Below are 16,723 nucleotides of genomic sequence, written 5' to 3' on the forward strand. Positions count from 1 at the left end.
AACACGAAAACATGATTAGCGAATCCAAATTACTCGACCGCCAAATCCTCAAAAACGGCGACAAATCCGACCAGTCGCTGCTGTGGATGCTGGTGCTGCTGCTCTCCTTCGGCCTGCTGATGGTGTATTCCGCCTCGATCGCCTGGGCGGGCGACGACGGCAACCCGTGGAAAATCGTGGAAAAACAGGCGCAGTTCGTCGCCCTCGGCTGCACGCTGGCCTTCGCGCTGTTCTGGGTGAAAATGTCGTTCTGGCGCAGGGCCTCGGTGTGGCTGTTGGCGGGTAACACGCTGGTGCTGCTGGCCGCCCTGATTGTCGGCGAAGACACCAACGGCGCGAAACGCTGGATCAACCTGGGCTTTTTCAACTACCAACCCAGCGAAACCTACAAGCTGGCGGTGATCCTTTATCTGGCGGCCTTCTTCAACCGTCGCGCCGAAGTGCTCAAACAGCTCAAAAGCCTGATTTTCCCCGGCGCGGCGGTGGGTATCGGCCTCGGCCTGATCCTGCTCGAACCCGATTTGGGCGCGATGGTGGTTACCACGCTGATCGCGCTGGGAATGCTGTTTCTCGCCGACCTGCCGAAAAAATGGTTTTCCTTCGCCGTGGCCGCCGGCCTGTGCGGGCTGGTGCTGGCCGTGCTGGCCGCGCCCTACCGCATGGCGCGCGTCTCCGCCTTCCTCGCCCCCTTCGACGACCCGCTGGGCGCGGGCTACCAGCTCACCAACTCGCTGATTGCCAACGCGCGCGGCCAGTGGTTCGGTACGGGGCTGGGCGCGAGCCTCGACAAACGCTTTTTCCTCACCAAATCCGAAGCGCACACCGACTTCATCTTCGCCGTGATCAGTGAAGAATGGGGCTTTTTCGGCCTGTGCCTGTTGGTGTTCTGCTACGGCTGGCTGGTGTGGCGGGCGTTTTCCATCGGCAAGCAGGCGCGTGATTTGGAACTGTTTTTCAGCTCCTTCGCCGCCTACGGCATCGCCATCTGGCTGGGCGTGCAGAGCTTTTTCCACATCGGCGTGAACATCGGCCTCTTGCCCACCAAAGGGCTGCCCCTGCCGCTGGTGTCCTACGGCGGATCGGCGGTGGTGGTGATGATTGTGAGCATGGGGCTGCTGCTGCGCGCCGATTACGAAAACCGCCGCAAAATGCGCGGCTATAAAGTGGAGGTTTGACAACATGGGCAAAACATTCATGCTGATGGCCGGCGGCACCGGCGGCCACATCTTCCCCGCGCTGGCCGTGGCGCAGTCGCTCCAAGCGCGCGGCCACAGCGTCGTGTGGCTCGGCAGCGCGGATTCGATGGAAGAGCGCATCGTGCCGCAGCACGGCATCCCGCTGGAAACCCTCGCCATCAAAGGCGTGCGCGGCAACGGCCTCAAACGCAAGCTCCTCCTGCCCTTCACCCTGTTCCAAACCATACGCGCCGCCCGCGCCGCCATCAGAAAGCACAACGTCTCCTGCGTCATCGGCTTCGGCGGCTTCGTAACCTTCCCCGGCGGCGCGGCGGCCAAACTCTGCGGCGTGCCCGTCGTCATCCACGAGCAAAACGCCGTCGCCGGCCTCTCCAACCGTCTGCTGGCCAAAATCGCAACGCGTGTGCTCTACGCCTTTCCCGCCGCCTTCGACGCGCCCGACGGCCTCGTCGGCAACCCCGTGCGCGCCGACATCGCCGCGCTACCCGCGCCCGAAGAACGGTTTGCGGGCAGGAAAGGCCGTCTGAAAATCCTCGTCGTCGGCGGCAGCCTCGGCGCGCAGGTGTTGAACGAAACCGTGCCCGCCGCCCTCGCCGCCCTGCCGAGCGAAACCCGTCCGCAGGTGCGCCACCAGTCGGGACGCGGCAAACTCGAAGCCCTGCAAACCGCCTACCGCAACGCGGGCGTAGAGGCCGATTGCTGCGAATTCATCGACGACATGGTGTCCGCCTACCGCGAAGCCGACCTCGTCATTTGCCGCGCCGGCGCACTCACCGTGGCCGAACTCACCGCCGCCGGCCTCGGCGCGCTGCTCGTGCCCTATCCCTTTGCCGTGGACGACCACCAAACCGCCAACGCCCGCTTCATGACCGAAGCCGGCGCCGCCGAACTGCTGCCCCAGCCCGAACTCACCGCCGGCCGCCTCGCGCAAATCCTCGGCGGCCTCACCCGCGAACAGTGCCTGCAACGGGCGCAAAACGCCCGCCGCCTCGCCAAACCCGACAGCGCGGAGCAAGTGGCCGCAGCGGCCGTCGCGGCGGCGGGCGCGTAAACCCGTTTTCAGGCGGCCTCAAACCCGCCCGCAGACCCGCAGGCATAAGGCCGTCTGAAAACCGCAAAGGCCGCCGCACGCGTCCGCCCAAACCCTTTTTTACCCCGCGCGGCATGGCACAAGCGCGGCATAGGCTTTACAATCCGCCCCTTTTCGCAGCATCGTTTCAGACGGCCTGATGCACCGCAGAGGCCGTCTGAAAGCGAAGTATCAGGACACCACCATGAAAAACAGAGTCAGACACATCCATTTCGTCGGCATCGGCGGCTCGGGCATGTGCGGCATCGCCGAAGTGCTGCACAACCAGGGCTACACCGTCTCCGGCTCCGACCAGGCGCAAAGCGCGGTAACGCAGCACCTGGCCGCTCTGGGTGTGCGCGTCTACCCCGGCCACACCGCCGAACACGTCAGCGGCGCGGATGTCGTCGTAACCTCCACCGCCGTCAAAAAAGACAACCCCGAAGTGGCCGCCGCCCTCGCGCAGCAGATACCCGTCATCCCCCGCGCCCTGATGCTGGCCGAACTCATGCGCTTCAAAGACGGCATCGCCATCGCCGGTACGCACGGCAAAACCACCACCACCAGCCTCACCGCCTCCGTCCTCGCCGCCGCCGGCCTCGACCCCACCTTCGTTATCGGCGGCAAACTCACCGCCTCCGGTACCAACGCCCGCCTGGGCAAAGGCGAATACATCGTCGCCGAGGCCGACGAGTCCGACGCCTCCTTCCTGCACCTCACGCCGATTATGTCCGTCGTAACCAACATCGACGAAGACCACATGGACACCTACGGCCACAGCGTCGAAAAACTGCATCAGGCATTCGTCGATTTCATCCACCGCATGCCCTTCTACGGCAAAGCCTTTTTGTGCGCCGACAGCGAACACGTCCGCGCCATCCTGCCCAAAGTGAGCAAACCCTACACCACCTACGGCTTCGGCGAAGACGCCGACATCCGCGCCGAAAACATCGAAAGCGACGGCGCGCAAATGAAGTTCGCCGTGCGCGTGCGCATGAAAGGCCACGAGCCGCTCGACTTCCCCGTAACCCTCAACCTGCCCGGCCGCCACAACGTCCTCAACGCCCTGGCCGCCATCGGCGTCGCCCTCGAATGCGGCGCGGACACCGCCGCCATACAACAGGGGCTGCAAAACTTCGGCGGCGTCGGCCGACGCTTCCAAAGCTACGGCGAAATCCCGCTGAAAACGGGCGGCAGCGCGCTGGTTATCGACGACTACGGCCACCACCCCACCGAAATGGCCGCCACCCTCGCCGCCGCACGCGGCGCATACCCCCACCGCCGGCTGGTGCTGGCCTTCCAGCCGCACCGCTACACCCGCACCCGCGATTTGTTCGACGACTTCGCCAAAGTGCTCAACACCGTGGACACACTGGTGCTCACCGACGTGTACGCCGCCGGCGAAGACCCCCTGCCCGAAGACAGCCGCGCCCTCGCCCGCAACGTCCGCGCCTACGGCAAAGTCGAGCCGCTCTACTGCGCCGACGTGAACGAAATGCCCGCCATGCTGCTGGACACCGTGCTGCACGACGGCGACGTGCTGCTCAACATGGGCGCGGGCAGCATCAACAAAGTGCCCGCCGCACTGGTGCGGCTGGCGGCAGAGGCCGTCTGAAAACCCTTTTTGAAAACCCCTATTTTCAGACGGCCTCAAAAGATAAGTAGGGTGTGTGGCGCAGCCACGCACGTGGCCTGAAACAACCCGACGGCCACAGACAAACAGGCCGTCTGAAAACCGAAAACCCCTATTTTCAGAAACGTCATCCCCGCGCAGGCGGGGACGGCCTCAAACAGCAACCAAAGCAGCAACCAGGAAAGACAGACATATGCAGAACTTCGGCAAAGTCGCCGTATTGATGGGCGGGTTTTCCAGCGAACGCCAAGTGTCGCTCGACAGCGGCCGCGCGGTGCTCGCCGCCCTGCGCGAAAAAGGCGTGGACGCCCATGCGTTCGACCCGAAAGAAACGCCGCTGGGCGGATTGAAAACGCAGGGCTTCGACTGCGCGTTTAATATCCTGCACGGCATATTCGGCGAAGACGGCACCGTGCAGGGCGCGCTCGAAGCCCTCGGCATCCGCTACACCGGCTGCGGCGTGCTCGCCTCGGCGGTGGGCATGGACAAATACCGCTGCAAACTCTTATGGAAGGGGCTCGGCCTGCCCGTGCCCGATTACGAAGTGCTGCGCGAAGACAGCGACTTCGACGCGGTGGAGCGCAAACTCGGCCTGCCGCTGTTTGTCAAACCCGCCAACGAAGGCAGCAGCGTCGGCGTGGTGAAAATCAAGGAAAAAGGCCGTCTGAAAAACGTATACCGCGAACTGCGGCAGTACAAAGGCGAAATCATCGCCGAAAAATTCATCGGCGGCGGCGAATACACCTGCGCTATCCTCGGCGGCGAAGCCCTGCCCTCTGTGCGCATCATCCCCGCCACCGAGTTTTACGACCAAGAAGCGAAATACGACCGCGACGACACGGTTTACCTCTGCCCGTCCGACCTCTCGGAGGCCGACGAAAAACAAATGCGCGAACTGACCGTGCGCGCCTTCGACGCCATCGGCGGACGCGGCTGGGGCAGGATCGATTTTCTGAAAGACAAAAACGGCCGCCTCTATCTTTTGGAAGCCAACACCCTGCCCGGCATGACTTCGCACAGCCTCGTTCCCAAAGCGGCGGCGCAGGCCGGTATCGGCTTTGCCGACCTGTGTCTGAGGATTTTACAGACGGCCTATGTGGAATAACGCAAGGATACTGCGCCGCGTGTCAAGCTGGCTGTATGCCGCCGTCGCCCTGCTGCTGATTGCGTCGGCCGCCGTGTGGCTCTACCGCTCGTCCTATTTTCCGGTGAAACAGATCAACATTGACGGGCGGCTGCGCCACACCGACGCGGGAGAGCTGCAACAGGTGGCGCAGCAATATATACGCGGCAACATATTCAGAGCCGATTTGAACGGCGCGCAGGCCGCGTTCGTCAAACTGCCGTGGATTGCCAAAGCCGAAGTGCGCCGCCGCCTGCCCGACACGGTGGACATCCGCCTCACCGAGCGTATCCCCGTGGCGCACTGGGACGAAGGCCGCCTGCTCGACAGCGAAGGCAACCCGTTTGCTGCCGAATGGGAGGGTGACGAAGAACTGCCCGAATTCAAAGGGCAGGAAGGCTCGGGCAAAATCATGGCCGAACATTTGGACGTTTTCCGCCGCGAACTGGCCAAACAGAAACTCGGCATCGCCGTGCTGGCTTACACCCCCCGCTCCGCCTGGGAAATCGTGCTGGACAACGGCATCCGCATCCGGCTGGGGCGCGAACACGAAGCCGAACGGCTTGCCCGCTTCGTTCAAGCGTGGCCGCAGCTGCTGAGCCCGCAGGCCGAGCGGCTCGAATACGCGGACATGCGCTACAAAGACGGTTTCGCCGTCAGACTGAAAGAAAACGGAACGCAGCAAATTGACAACGGCATGGAAATGCCGTCTGAAAGCGATTAGGGTCTGTTGACAATCAACGTTTTGGCGGCTTTTACGCCCTAAAACGGCATCTGCCGTGTTGAAAATACCCGCAATGGACGGCATAGGCTCGCGTTTTTACCTTGCATCTGCCATTTTATGACGCAAAATCCGTGTCAAAAGTCGAATGTCAACAGACCCTGGGATTAGAAATTTAAGACTGGAACATCATGGTTAGAAAACACTATATCAGTGCCCTCGACATCGGCACCTCCAAAGTCATCGCCCTGATCGGCGAAGTGCAGGAAGACAACGGCATCCACATCATCGGTATCGGCCAAGCCCCATCGCGCGGCCTGAAAGCGGGCATGGTAACCAACATCGACGCCACCGCGCAGGCCATCAAGCAGGCGGTCGGCGAAGCCGAGCTGATGGCCGACTGCAAAGTCGGCAGCGTTACCACCGGCATCGCCGGCAACCACATCCGCAGCCTCAACTCGCAGGGCGTGGTAAAAATCAAAGACGGCGAAGTTACCCAGGCCGACATCGACCGCGCTATCGAAACCGCCAAAGCCGTCAACATCCCGCCCGACCACAGCATCCTGCACACCGTGGTGCAGGAGTACATCATCGACAACCAGCCCGGCGTGCGCGAACCCATCGGCATGAGCGGCGTGCGCCTCGACACCCGCGTCCACATCATCACCGGCGCGGTAACCGCCCTGCAAAACATCCAAAAATGCATCACCCGCTGCAACCTGCACATGGATCAGATCATGCTGCAACCGCTGGCCAGCGGCCAGGCCGTGCTCACCGAAGACGAAAAAGAACTCGGCGTGTGCGTCATCGATATCGGCGGCGGCACCACCGACATCGCCGTTTACACCAACGGTGCCATCCGCCATACCGCCGTCATCCCTGTGGCCGGCGACCTCATCACCAGCGATTTGGCACAGGCTCTGCGCACCCCGTACAGTGCCGCCGAATACATCAAAGTCCACCACGGCGCGGCACATGCCGACATCGCGGGCGAAGACATGGACGAAATGGTGGAAGTGCCCAGCGTCGGCGACCGCCAACCCCGGCAAATCGCCCGCCGCAGCCTGTCCACCGTCATCGGCCCGCGCGTCGAAGAAATACTCGAACTGGTGCAGCACGAACTGCACCGCAGCGGCTTCTATGAGGACATGCTTACCTCCGGCATCGTGCTCACCGGCGGTGCGTCCATGCTGGCGGGCATCGTCGATTTGGCGGAAGACATTTTCGGCCTGCCCGCCCGCGTCGGCGTGCCGCCCGAAATGCCCGGCGTGTCCGAACGCATCCGCAACCCGCGCAACGCTACCGTTATCGGCCTGCTGTACGCCGCGCGCGGCGATGCTGAAAACAGCGGCGAGGGCGGTACGCCCGCCGCAAGCCGCGAACACGGTGAGAGCTGGTTCGGCAAGATTAAAGAATGGTTGCGCGATAATTTCTAGGCAGCCGGCATAAGCCGTGTCGGCGCGTTTTTTGTAAGATTGGGCGGCTTCATTATATAATCCGCAATATTTGTCAAAGTCATACCGTCCTGTGCAGGGCGCGAAGGAGTAGTTTTAATGGATTTGGTTTACGATGTAGTAGATTCTGCCGCGAGCCCTGCGGTCATCAAGGTCATCGGTATCGGCGGCGGCGGTTGTAACGCCATTAACAACATGATTAAAAACACCATTCAGGGTGTCGAATTCATCAGTGCCAATACCGATGCGCAGGCTTTGGGCAAAAGCAACGCACCCAAACGCATCCAGTTGGGCAGCAATCTGACCAAAGGCTTGGGTGCAGGAGCGAATCCCGAAATCGGCCGCGAAGCCGCGCTTGAAGAGCGCGAAGCCATCACCGAGGCCGTCCGTGGCGCGAATATGCTGTTCATCACTACCGGCATGGGCGGCGGTACTGGCACGGGGGCTTCGCCCGTCGTGGCCGAAATCGCCAAAGAAATGGGCATCCTCACCGTGGCGGTCGTTACCCGCCCGTTCGAGCACGAAGGCAAACGCATCCACATCGCCCAACAGGGCATCGAACATCTGAAAAGCCAGGTTGATTCGCTGATTGTGATCCCGAACGACAAACTGATGACCGCGCTGGGCGACGACGTAACCGTGCGCGAGGCGTTTCAGGCGGCCGACAACGTGCTGCACGCGGCCGTGGCCGGCATTTCCGAAGTCGTTACCCGCCCGGGTTTCATCAACCTTGATTTTGCCGACGTGAAAAATGTTATGAGCATTACCGGCATGGCCATGATGGGATCGGGCGCGGCGCAGGGCGTGGACAGGGCGAAGCTGGCCACCGAACAGGCCATTTCCAGCCCGCTGCTCGACGATGTCAGCCTCGACGGTGCGCGCGGCGTTTTGGTCAACATTACCACCGCGCCCGGTTGCCTGAAAATGACCGAATACCGCGAAATCATGCGTGTGATTGACGATTACGCCCACCCCGATTCCGAGCGCAAATACGGCACGGCCGAGGATGAAAACATGGCGGAAGACGCCATCCGCGTAACCATCATCGCCACCGGTCTGAAAGAAAACAACCACAATACTGCGGCCGCCCGCCAGCCCGCGCAGTATGGCAGAACCCCCCGTCAGGCAGGCGGACGGTATCAGTCCGCCCGCGACAATGCCGAATCCGCGCCGCAGCACGACGAAGACAACGGCTTCTCCAATATCGCAGGCGTGCTGATGTCGGGCAGGGAGGCGCGCAACGTCAATCTGGCCGGCCCCGACTTTTCCGACCAGCGCGTGCTTGAAGATTTGGAAATCCCCGCCGTGCTGCGTCGGCAGGGTGGTGTGTTCGATAAATCGTAAATCCTGTTTTCCACAAGTTGCAGGCCGTCTGAAAAATGGTTTTCAGACGGCCTGTATGTTTTTTTTGTCTTCATTGCGATTGTGTTGTTGTGCCGGTGGCAGATTGCGCGCTGCGGGAAAAGCCTTTTCTTGACTATATGTCGGCACGTTCACTATAATCCGCCAGTTGTCGGCAGAGTGCCGGCAAATATTTTTATTTCAACAGGACAAATAAAGTATGCCTACTATCAACCAATTGGTACGCAAAGGCCGTCAAAAGCCGGTGTACGTAAACAAAGTGCCCGCACTGGAAGCCTGCCCGCAAAAACGCGGCGTATGCACCCGTGTGTACACCACCACTCCGAAAAAACCGAACTCCGCGCTGCGCAAAGTCTGCAAAGTGCGTCTGACCAACGGTTTTGAAGTCATCTCCTATATCGGCGGCGAAGGCCACAATCTGCAAGAGCACAGTGTGGTGCTGATTCGCGGCGGCCGTGTAAAAGACTTGCCGGGTGTGCGCTACCACACAGTCCGCGGTTCTCTGGATACCGCCGGCGTGAAAGACCGCAAACAGGCTCGTTCCAAATACGGTGCCAAACGCCCGAAGTAATCCCCTGTTTTTTAAAAGGCACGTCGGCCGCCTGACATAAAACGGCCGAGTAAGTGAATGCCTTGATAGGCATTCATGGGGTATGCCCCAGCTGAATAGTTAAAGGAATCAAAATGCCAAGACGTAGAGAAGTCCCCAAGCGCGATGTATTGCCCGATCCGAAATTCGGCAGCGTCGAGTTGACCAAATTCATGAACGTACTGATGGTGGACGGTAAAAAATCCGTTGCTGAACGCATTGTTTACGGCGCATTGGAGCAAATCGCCAAAAAAGTGCAGGGCAAAGAAGCCATCGAAGTGTTCAACGAAGCCATTGCCAACGCCAAACCCGTTGTGGAAGTGAAAAGCCGCCGCGTCGGCGGTGCGAACTACCAAGTTCCTGTTGAAGTGCGCCCCTCCCGCCGTTTGGCACTGGCAATGCGCTGGGTTCGCGATGCGGCACGCAAGCGCGGTGAAAAATCCATGGATTTGCGCCTGGCCGGCGAATTGATCGATGCGGCCGAAGGCCGTGGCGGCGCAATGAAAAAACGCGAAGAAGTACACCGCATGGCCGAAGCCAACAAAGCCTTCTCCCATTTCCGTTTCTAATTTTGAAAGGCTGAAAAAATGGCTCGTAAAACACCTATCAACCTGTACCGCAATATCGGTATTTCCGCGCATATCGACGCGGGTAAAACCACCACTACCGAACGTATCCTGTTCTATACCGGTCTGACACACAAGCTTGGCGAAGTGCACGACGGCGCGGCCACTACCGACTATATGGAACAAGAGCAGGAGCGCGGCATCACCATTACCTCTGCCGCCGTAACTTCCTACTGGTCGGGTATGGCCAAGCAGTTCCCCGAACACCGTTTCAACATCATCGATACTCCGGGACACGTTGACTTCACCGTGGAAGTGGAACGTTCCATGCGCGTATTGGACGGTGCGGTAATGGTTTACTGTGCGGTCGGCGGCGTGCAGCCCCAGTCCGAAACCGTATGGCGTCAGGCAAACAAATACAAAGTGCCGCGCATTGCCTTTGTAAACAAAATGGACCGTCAGGGTGCGAACTTCTTCCGTGTGGTAGAACAGATGAAAACCCGTCTGCGCGCCAATCCCGTGCCCATCGTTATTCCTGTCGGTGCGGAAGATGCGTTTGAAGGCGTGGTCGATCTGCTGAAAATGAAAGCCATCATTTGGAATGAGGCCGATAAAGGCGTTACTTTCGAGTATGGCGATATTCCCGCCGATCTGGTGGCGACTGCCGAAGAGTGGCGGCAGAATATGATTGAAGCCGCCGCCGAAGCCAGCGAAGAGCTGATGGACAAATACTTGGGCGGCGAAGAGCTGACCGAGGAAGAAATCGTCGGCGCGTTGCGCCAACGCACGCTGTCCGGCGAAATCCAGCCGATGCTGTGCGGTTCCGCATTCAAAAACAAAGGTGTGCAGCGTATGCTGGATGCCGTTGTCGAGTTGCTGCCTGCGCCGACCGATATTCCGCCGGTTCAGGGTGTCAATCCGAATACCGACGAGCCGGACAGCCGCCAGGCTGCCGACGAAGAGAAATTCTCGGCTCTGGCATTCAAGATGCTGAACGACAAATATGTCGGCCAACTCACTTTCATCCGTGTTTATTCGGGCGTGGTCAAATCCGGCGACAGCGTTTTGAACTCGGTTAAAGGCACGCGCGAGCGCATCGGCCGTCTGGTACAGATGACTGCCGCCGACCGTACCGAAATCGAGGAAGTCCGTGCCGGTGATATTGCAGCCGCCATCGGTTTGAAAGACGTTACTACCGGCGAAACCCTGTGCGCCGAAGACTCTCCGATTATCTTGGAACGCATGGAATTCCCCGAGCCTGTAATCCACATTGCCGTCGAGCCGAAAACCAAAGCCGACCAGGAAAAAATGGGCATTGCCTTGAACCGTTTGGCTAAGGAAGATCCGTCCTTCCGCGTGCGTACCGACGAGGAATCCGGACAAACCATTATTTCCGGTATGGGCGAGCTGCATTTGGAAATCATCGTCGACCGTATGAAACGCGAATTCGGTGTGGAAGCGAATATCGGTGCGCCGCAAGTGGCATACCGCGAAACCATCCGCAAAGAAGTCGAATCCGAGGCCAAGCATGTCAAACAGTCCGGTGGCAAGGGTCAGTATGGTCATGTCGTGATCAAAATGGAACCGATGGAACCGGGTGGCGCAGGCTACGAATTTATCGACGAAATCAAAGGCGGCGTCATTCCGCGCGAATTCATCCCGTCTTGCGACAAAGGTATCCGCGATACGCTGCCTAACGGTATCGTTGCCGGCTATCCCGTTGTGGACGTGCGCATCCGCTTGATTTTCGGTTCTTACCACGATGTGGACTCCTCCCAAATCGCGTTTGAACTGGCCGCTTCCATGGCCTTCAAAGAAGGTATGAAAAAAGCCAGCCCCGTATTGCTCGAACCGATTATGGCCGTCGAAGTGGAAACGCCCGAGGACTACATGGGCGACGTAATGGGCGACCTGAACCGTCGTCGCGGCATCGTGTTGGGTATGGATGATGACGGCATTGGCGGCAAGAAAGTCCGCGCCGAAGTGCCGCTGGCCGAAATGTTCGGTTATTCCACCGACCTGCGTTCTGCCACACAAGGCCGCGCCACCTACTCGATGGAGTTTAAAAAATATGCGGAAGCACCTGCGCATGTGGCTGCTGCCGTAACCGAAGCCCGCAAAGGCTAAATTCGGTGTCCGACAGGCCGTCTGAAAACGCTGAAACATCATTTTCAGACGGCCTTTTTTGTTCTTTTAATGATCTTTAACTTGTAAAGGAATTAGCTCATGGCTAAGGAAAAATTCGAACGCAGCAAACCGCACGTAAACGTTGGTACCATCGGTCACGTCGACCATGGCAAAACCACCCTCACCGCTGCACTCACCACCATTTTGGCTAAAAAATTCGGCGGCGCGGCCAAAGCCTACGACCAAATCGACAACGCCCCCGAAGAAAAAGCACGCGGCATCACCATCAACACCTCGCACGTCGAATACGAAACCGAAGGCCGCCACTACGCCCACGTAGACTGCCCGGGACACGCCGACTACGTGAAAAACATGATTACCGGTGCCGCCCAGATGGACGGCGCGATTCTGGTATGTTCCGCTGCCGACGGCCCCATGCCCCAGACCCGCGAACACATCCTGCTCGCCCGCCAGGTAGGCGTACCCTACATCATCGTCTTCATGAACAAATGCGATATGGTGGACGACGAAGAACTGCTCGAACTAGTCGAAATGGAAATCCGCGACCTGCTCAACAGCTACGAATTCCCGGGCGACGACGTGCCGATCATCAAAGGCTCCGCCCTCAAAGCACTGGAAGGCGACACCTCCGAAATCGGCGAAACCGCGATCTTCGCCCTGGCCGACGCTCTGGACAGCTACATCCCCACCCCCGAGCGCGCCGTAGACAAACCCTTCCTGCTGCCGATTGAAGACGTATTCTCCATCTCCGGCCGCGGTACCGTGGTAACCGGCCGCGTAGAGCGCGGCATCATCCACGTCGGCGACGAAATCGAAATCGTCGGCCTGAAAGAAACCCAAAAAACCACCTGCACCGGCGTCGAAATGTTCCGCAAACTGCTCGACGAAGGCCAGGCAGGCGACAATGTCGGCGTACTGCTGCGCGGTACCAAACGCGAAGAAGTGGAACGCGGCCAAGTGCTGGCCAAACCCGGCACCATCACCCCGCACACCAAATTCAAAGCCGAAGTGTACGTGCTGAGCAAAGAAGAGGGCGGCCGCCACACCCCGTTCTTCGCCAACTACCGTCCCCAGTTCTACTTCCGCACCACCGACGTAACCGGAGCGGTAACTCTGGAAGAAGGCGTGGAAATGGTGATGCCCGGTGAAAACGTAACCATCACCGTAGAGCTGATCGCCCCGATCGCCATGGAAGAAGGTCTGCGCTTCGCCATCCGCGAAGGCGGCCGCACCGTGGGTGCCGGCGTGGTTTCTACTGTAATCGCTTAATCGAAGGATAACGAATCAATGGCAAACCAAAAAATCCGTATCCGTCTGAAAGCCTACGATTACAGCCTGATCGATCGCTCCGCGCAGGAAATCGTTGAAACCGCCAAGCGCACCGGTGCCGTTGTCAAAGGCCCGATTCCGCTGCCGACCAAAATCGAGCGTTTCAATATTCTGCGTTCGCCCCACGTGAACAAAACCTCGCGCGAGCAGCTGGAAATCCGCACCCATCTGCGTCTGATGGACATCGTGGACTGGACCGACAAAACCACCGATGCCCTGATGAAGCTGGATCTGCCGGCAGGCGTGGACGTGGAAATCAAAGTTCAGTAATCTGCTGTATCTAAAAAAAAAGCCGAACGGTTTGCCGTTCGGCTTTTTTTTTAGATACACGGGCGTAGCGGCTGTGTCATGGCAGATGCGGATATAGAGGAACACGAAAAATATATAGTGGGTACAGATCAAAAGTATCCAATGTAGGCTGGGCTTCAGCCCAGCAAAATATCAGGAAAATAGTGATTTAGCTGGGCTGAAGCCTAGCCTACGATAGGTAGTTTCTATTTTGTTTCACTATAGTTGAGTCGGCATTTTCAAAGATTGAGGCCGTTTGAAAACCGGAAAAATGGTTTTCCGACGGCTTTTTAATCAATGGCTGCCATTGCGGGTATGCAAGCCATAACGCCCGCCTACGTCAGCGGTGCCAGCAGTTTGGCGAATGCTTCCTCAAACTGCTGCAAACCGTCGTGTTGCAGGCGGGCGGCGAGGGCTTCCAAATCGATGTCCAGGCGGGACACTTCACTCAAATGCGCGAAGGCGGCGTCGGTATTTTCCGGTAGCGTGATGCGGGCGGTGCCGTGGTCGCAGAAGGCGGCGAGGGTGGCGTCGGGCACGGTGTTGACCGTGTCTTTGCCGATCAGGCTGTCCACATACAAGGTATCGGGATAGGCCGGGTTTTTCACGCCGGTGGAGGCCCAGAGCAGCCGCACGCGGTTTGCGCCCTGCCGCGCCAATGCGGTGAAGTCCGCGCCGTCGAAGAATGCCTGCCAGTCGGCATAGGCGGCTTTGGCCAGCGCGACGGCGGTTTTGCCGCGCAGCGGCTCGGGCAGGGTGTTGTCCAACGCGCTGTCAATACGGGAGATGAAAAAGCTGGCTACGACGCGGATGCCGACAACGGGCAGGCCGGCGGCCAGCCGCGCGCAGATGCCGCGCACATAGGCTTCATAGGCTTTGACGGTTTGGCGGCGGGAAAACAGCAGGGTGAGGTTGACGCTGAGGCCGTCTGAAACCAGCGTTTCCAGCGCGGCAAGCCCTTCGTCGGTGGCCGGCACTTTGACCATTAGGTTTTCGCGGTCGACCATATCGCGCAGCCGTTTCGCCTCCGCCGCCGTGCCTGCCGCATCGCGTGCCAGCTCGGGCGAAACTTCCCAGCTGACGAAGCCGCCCGCGCCGCCGCCGGCACGGTATTCTTCCATGCACACATCGCAGGCGGCGCGCACATCGTCGGCGGCCAGCGTTTCGTAACGCTGTTGCGCCGTCAGCTGCCGCCGTTTCAGCGCGGCAATCTGTTCCGCATACAGCGGGTCGCCGGCAAATGCCTTTTGGAAAATGGCGGGGTTGGATGTTACCCCGCACACGCCCTGTTGCAGCATCTGCGCCAGCGTGCCGCTTTGCACCAGCGAGCGCGAAAGATTGTCGAGCCAGATTTGTTGGCCTAAGTTTTTTACGTCCGATAAAATACCCACTGTTTCATTCCTTAATGATTTGAACACACGGGGCGCATGCTAGCGCGAAAGCCCGTTTTTGAACAGGAAAACGATTATGCAGACAAACAACGCCGCCCAATACACCGCCTGGGCGCAGGAAGTGTTGCGCATCGAAGCCGACGGCCTGCGCGAAATTTCAGACGGCCTCAACGGCGATTTCGCCGCCGCCGTCGATGCCGTGCTCCACTGCACCGGCCGCCTCGTCGTTACCGGCATCGGCAAATCCGGCCACGTCGGCCACAAAATCGCCGCCACCCTCGCCTCCACCGGCACGCCCGCCTTTTTCGTCCATCCCGCCGAAGCCGCGCACGGCGACCTGGGCATGATTGTGGACGGCGACGCGGTGCTGGCGATTTCCAATTCCGGCGAGAGCGACGAAATCAATGCCATTCTGCCCGCGCTCAAACGCAAAAACATCACCCTCATCTGCATCACCGCCCACCCCGAATCCACCATGGCGCGCCATGCCGACATCCACCTCACCGCCGCCGTGTCCCAAGAAGCCTGCCCGCTCGGCCTCGCCCCCACGTCCAGCACCACCGCCGTGATGGCCTTGGGCGACGCGCTGGCCGTGTCCCTGCTGCGCGCCCGCTCCTTCACCCGCGAAGACTTCGCCCTCAGCCATCCCGCCGGCCGGCTGGGCAAACGCCTGCTGCTGCGCGTGGCCGACCTGATGCACGGCGGCGCGGACTCCCCCGCCGTGGCCGAGCACACGCCGCTGAAAGACGCGATTGTCATCATGAGCGAAAAAGGGCTGGGCATGCTGGCCGTAACCGACGCATCAGGCCGTCTGAAAGGCGTGCTGACCGACGGCGATCTGCGCCGCCTGTTCCAGAAAAGCGAAACCTTCGCCGGCCTGACGGTAAACGACGTGATGCACGACACGCCCAAAACCATCGCACCCGACAAACTCGCCACCGAAGCCCTGAAAGAAATGCAGCGGTACAACATCGGCGGCCTCTTCGCCGTCGATGAAAACGGCCTGCTGCTCGGCGCGCTGAACATGCACGACCTGTTGCAGGCGCGCATTGTGTAAAGCATCGGGGTTTGCTGCCAATCGGCTTTTGCAGCGGATTGGCAGCAAACCCCGAGAGGCCGTCTGAAAACACGGCTGACGCAAACGGGGGCGGTTTTAACCGTCCCCGTTTCTGTTTTTACCCCGCCTTGCGGAACAAAACGCCGCCCGCCCGTATCATGCGGCCTTTCCCACCAACGACCGAAGGAGTCGGAACCATGAAACAAAAAAGCCTCGCCGCCCTGATTGCCGCCGCCGCATTCGCCCTTGCCGCGCCCGCTGCCCTCGCCGCCCCGCACGGCGACCGTCCCGACGAAGACAGGCCGCACGCTGCCAAAGACCACCGGCCGCATGCGCAGAAAAAACGCGCCCCGCGCAAACTGCCGCAGAAACCCCGCCGCCATCACCGTTAAATCCCCGGCCGCCCTTTTCGGGCGGCTTTTTTGCGGCTGCGCGGCAGGGCGGGGAGCGGAGCGGATTTTCCCGCCGCAGCGTGCGGGCGGGAAACGCAGGCCGGTATGCGGCAACGGGCAAGAGGCCGTCTGAAAATATGGCGGATACAGAAAAAGTATCCGGTGCAGGCAGGGCTTCAGCCCGGCAACATATCGGGGGAAATAGCGACTTAGCCGGGCTGAAACCCGACCTACGGTGGATAGTTCTTTTATAAAACCTCGGATGCTTCATAAAACAACGTCATTCCCGCGCAGGCGGGAATTTTGGTTGATATTCGATAATTTTTAAAAAACTACCGCTTGAATCCCGGCAAGATTTCCGCCTGCGCGGGAATGACGGAGTTTTTTGATTTCCGGACTGCAGTC

15 protein-coding genes are annotated in these 16,723 nt (G+C 59.8%); 14 read left to right on the forward strand and 1 reads right to left on the reverse strand.

What is annotated here, in order from left to right:
* Positions 1-11 precede the first annotated feature (11 nt).
* From ftsW to rpsJ, 12 genes are all read left to right on the forward strand, one after another.
* A complete protein-coding gene (ftsW, locus tag H3L91_RS02590; RefSeq protein WP_007341910.1) occupies positions 12-1,175 on the forward strand; it encodes a putative lipid II flippase FtsW in 1,164 nt (387 codons plus the stop codon).
* 4 nt (positions 1,176-1,179) lie between these two features.
* On the forward strand, positions 1,180-2,247 hold the full coding sequence (murG, locus tag H3L91_RS02595; protein ID WP_007341911.1) for an undecaprenyldiphospho-muramoylpentapeptide beta-N-acetylglucosaminyltransferase: 1,068 nt from the start codon (positions 1,180-1,182) through the stop codon (positions 2,245-2,247).
* Between the two features lie 223 nt (positions 2,248-2,470).
* The gene (gene murC / locus H3L91_RS02600; RefSeq protein ID WP_040659342.1) at positions 2,471-3,880 is read left to right on the forward strand and encodes a UDP-N-acetylmuramate--L-alanine ligase; all 1,410 of its coding nucleotides are present in this window, start codon (positions 2,471-2,473) and stop codon (positions 3,878-3,880) included.
* 211 nt (positions 3,881-4,091) lie between these two features.
* Positions 4,092-5,003 carry a D-alanine--D-alanine ligase gene (locus tag H3L91_RS02605; RefSeq protein WP_007341914.1) on the forward strand — a complete coding sequence of 304 codons (912 nt, stop codon included), beginning with the start codon at positions 4,092-4,094 and terminating at the stop codon, positions 5,001-5,003.
* Complete coding sequence (locus H3L91_RS02610; RefSeq protein WP_007341915.1) at positions 4,993-5,745, forward strand: cell division protein FtsQ/DivIB; 753 nt, start codon at positions 4,993-4,995, stop codon at positions 5,743-5,745. The genes H3L91_RS02605 and H3L91_RS02610 overlap by 11 nt, the downstream gene beginning before the upstream one ends.
* A gap of 188 nt (positions 5,746-5,933) precedes the next feature.
* Positions 5,934-7,178, forward strand: a complete 1,245-nt coding sequence (gene ftsA / locus H3L91_RS02615) for a cell division protein FtsA (RefSeq protein ID WP_007341916.1) — start codon at positions 5,934-5,936, stop codon at positions 7,176-7,178.
* Between the two features lie 117 nt (positions 7,179-7,295).
* Positions 7,296-8,540: a cell division protein FtsZ gene (gene ftsZ / locus H3L91_RS02620; RefSeq protein ID WP_007341917.1), complete on the forward strand. Its 1,245-nt coding sequence runs from the start codon at positions 7,296-7,298 to the stop codon at positions 8,538-8,540.
* A 217-nt stretch (positions 8,541-8,757) separates the two neighbouring features.
* Positions 8,758-9,129 carry a 30S ribosomal protein S12 gene (gene rpsL, locus H3L91_RS02625; protein WP_002218431.1) on the forward strand — a complete coding sequence of 124 codons (372 nt, stop codon included), beginning with the start codon at positions 8,758-8,760 and terminating at the stop codon, positions 9,127-9,129.
* 113 nt (positions 9,130-9,242) lie between these two features.
* On the forward strand, positions 9,243-9,716 hold the full coding sequence (rpsG, locus tag H3L91_RS02630) for a 30S ribosomal protein S7 (RefSeq protein ID WP_040658671.1): 474 nt from the start codon (positions 9,243-9,245) through the stop codon (positions 9,714-9,716).
* 18 nt (positions 9,717-9,734) lie between these two features.
* A complete protein-coding gene (gene fusA / locus H3L91_RS02635) occupies positions 9,735-11,840 on the forward strand; it encodes an elongation factor G (protein ID WP_007341919.1) in 2,106 nt (701 codons plus the stop codon).
* Between the two features lie 99 nt (positions 11,841-11,939).
* Positions 11,940-13,130, forward strand: a complete 1,191-nt coding sequence (gene tuf / locus H3L91_RS02640) for an elongation factor Tu (protein ID WP_182109863.1) — start codon at positions 11,940-11,942, stop codon at positions 13,128-13,130.
* Positions 13,131-13,148: 18 nt separating this feature from the next.
* Positions 13,149-13,460 carry a 30S ribosomal protein S10 gene (gene rpsJ / locus H3L91_RS02645; RefSeq protein WP_002642322.1) on the forward strand — a complete coding sequence of 104 codons (312 nt, stop codon included), beginning with the start codon at positions 13,149-13,151 and terminating at the stop codon, positions 13,458-13,460.
* Positions 13,461-13,813: 353 nt separating this feature from the next.
* Here the strand turns inward: rpsJ and tal are convergent, their stop codons facing one another.
* Positions 13,814-14,869 (reverse strand): transaldolase, encoded by a 1,056-nt coding sequence (gene tal, locus H3L91_RS02650; protein ID WP_040658673.1) that lies wholly within the window; start codon positions 14,867-14,869, stop codon positions 13,814-13,816.
* Between the two features lie 76 nt (positions 14,870-14,945).
* Between tal and H3L91_RS02655 the strand changes: the two genes are divergently transcribed.
* A complete protein-coding gene (locus H3L91_RS02655; RefSeq protein ID WP_040658674.1) occupies positions 14,946-15,926 on the forward strand; it encodes a KpsF/GutQ family sugar-phosphate isomerase in 981 nt (326 codons plus the stop codon).
* A 197-nt stretch (positions 15,927-16,123) separates the two neighbouring features.
* Positions 16,124-16,318, forward strand: a complete 195-nt coding sequence (locus tag H3L91_RS02660) for a hypothetical protein (RefSeq protein WP_007341922.1) — start codon at positions 16,124-16,126, stop codon at positions 16,316-16,318.
* The last annotated feature ends 405 nt before the right edge of the window (positions 16,319-16,723 follow it).

Source organism: Neisseria bacilliformis (assembly GCF_014055025.1).
GTDB lineage: Bacteria > Pseudomonadota > Gammaproteobacteria > Burkholderiales > Neisseriaceae > Neisseria > Neisseria bacilliformis.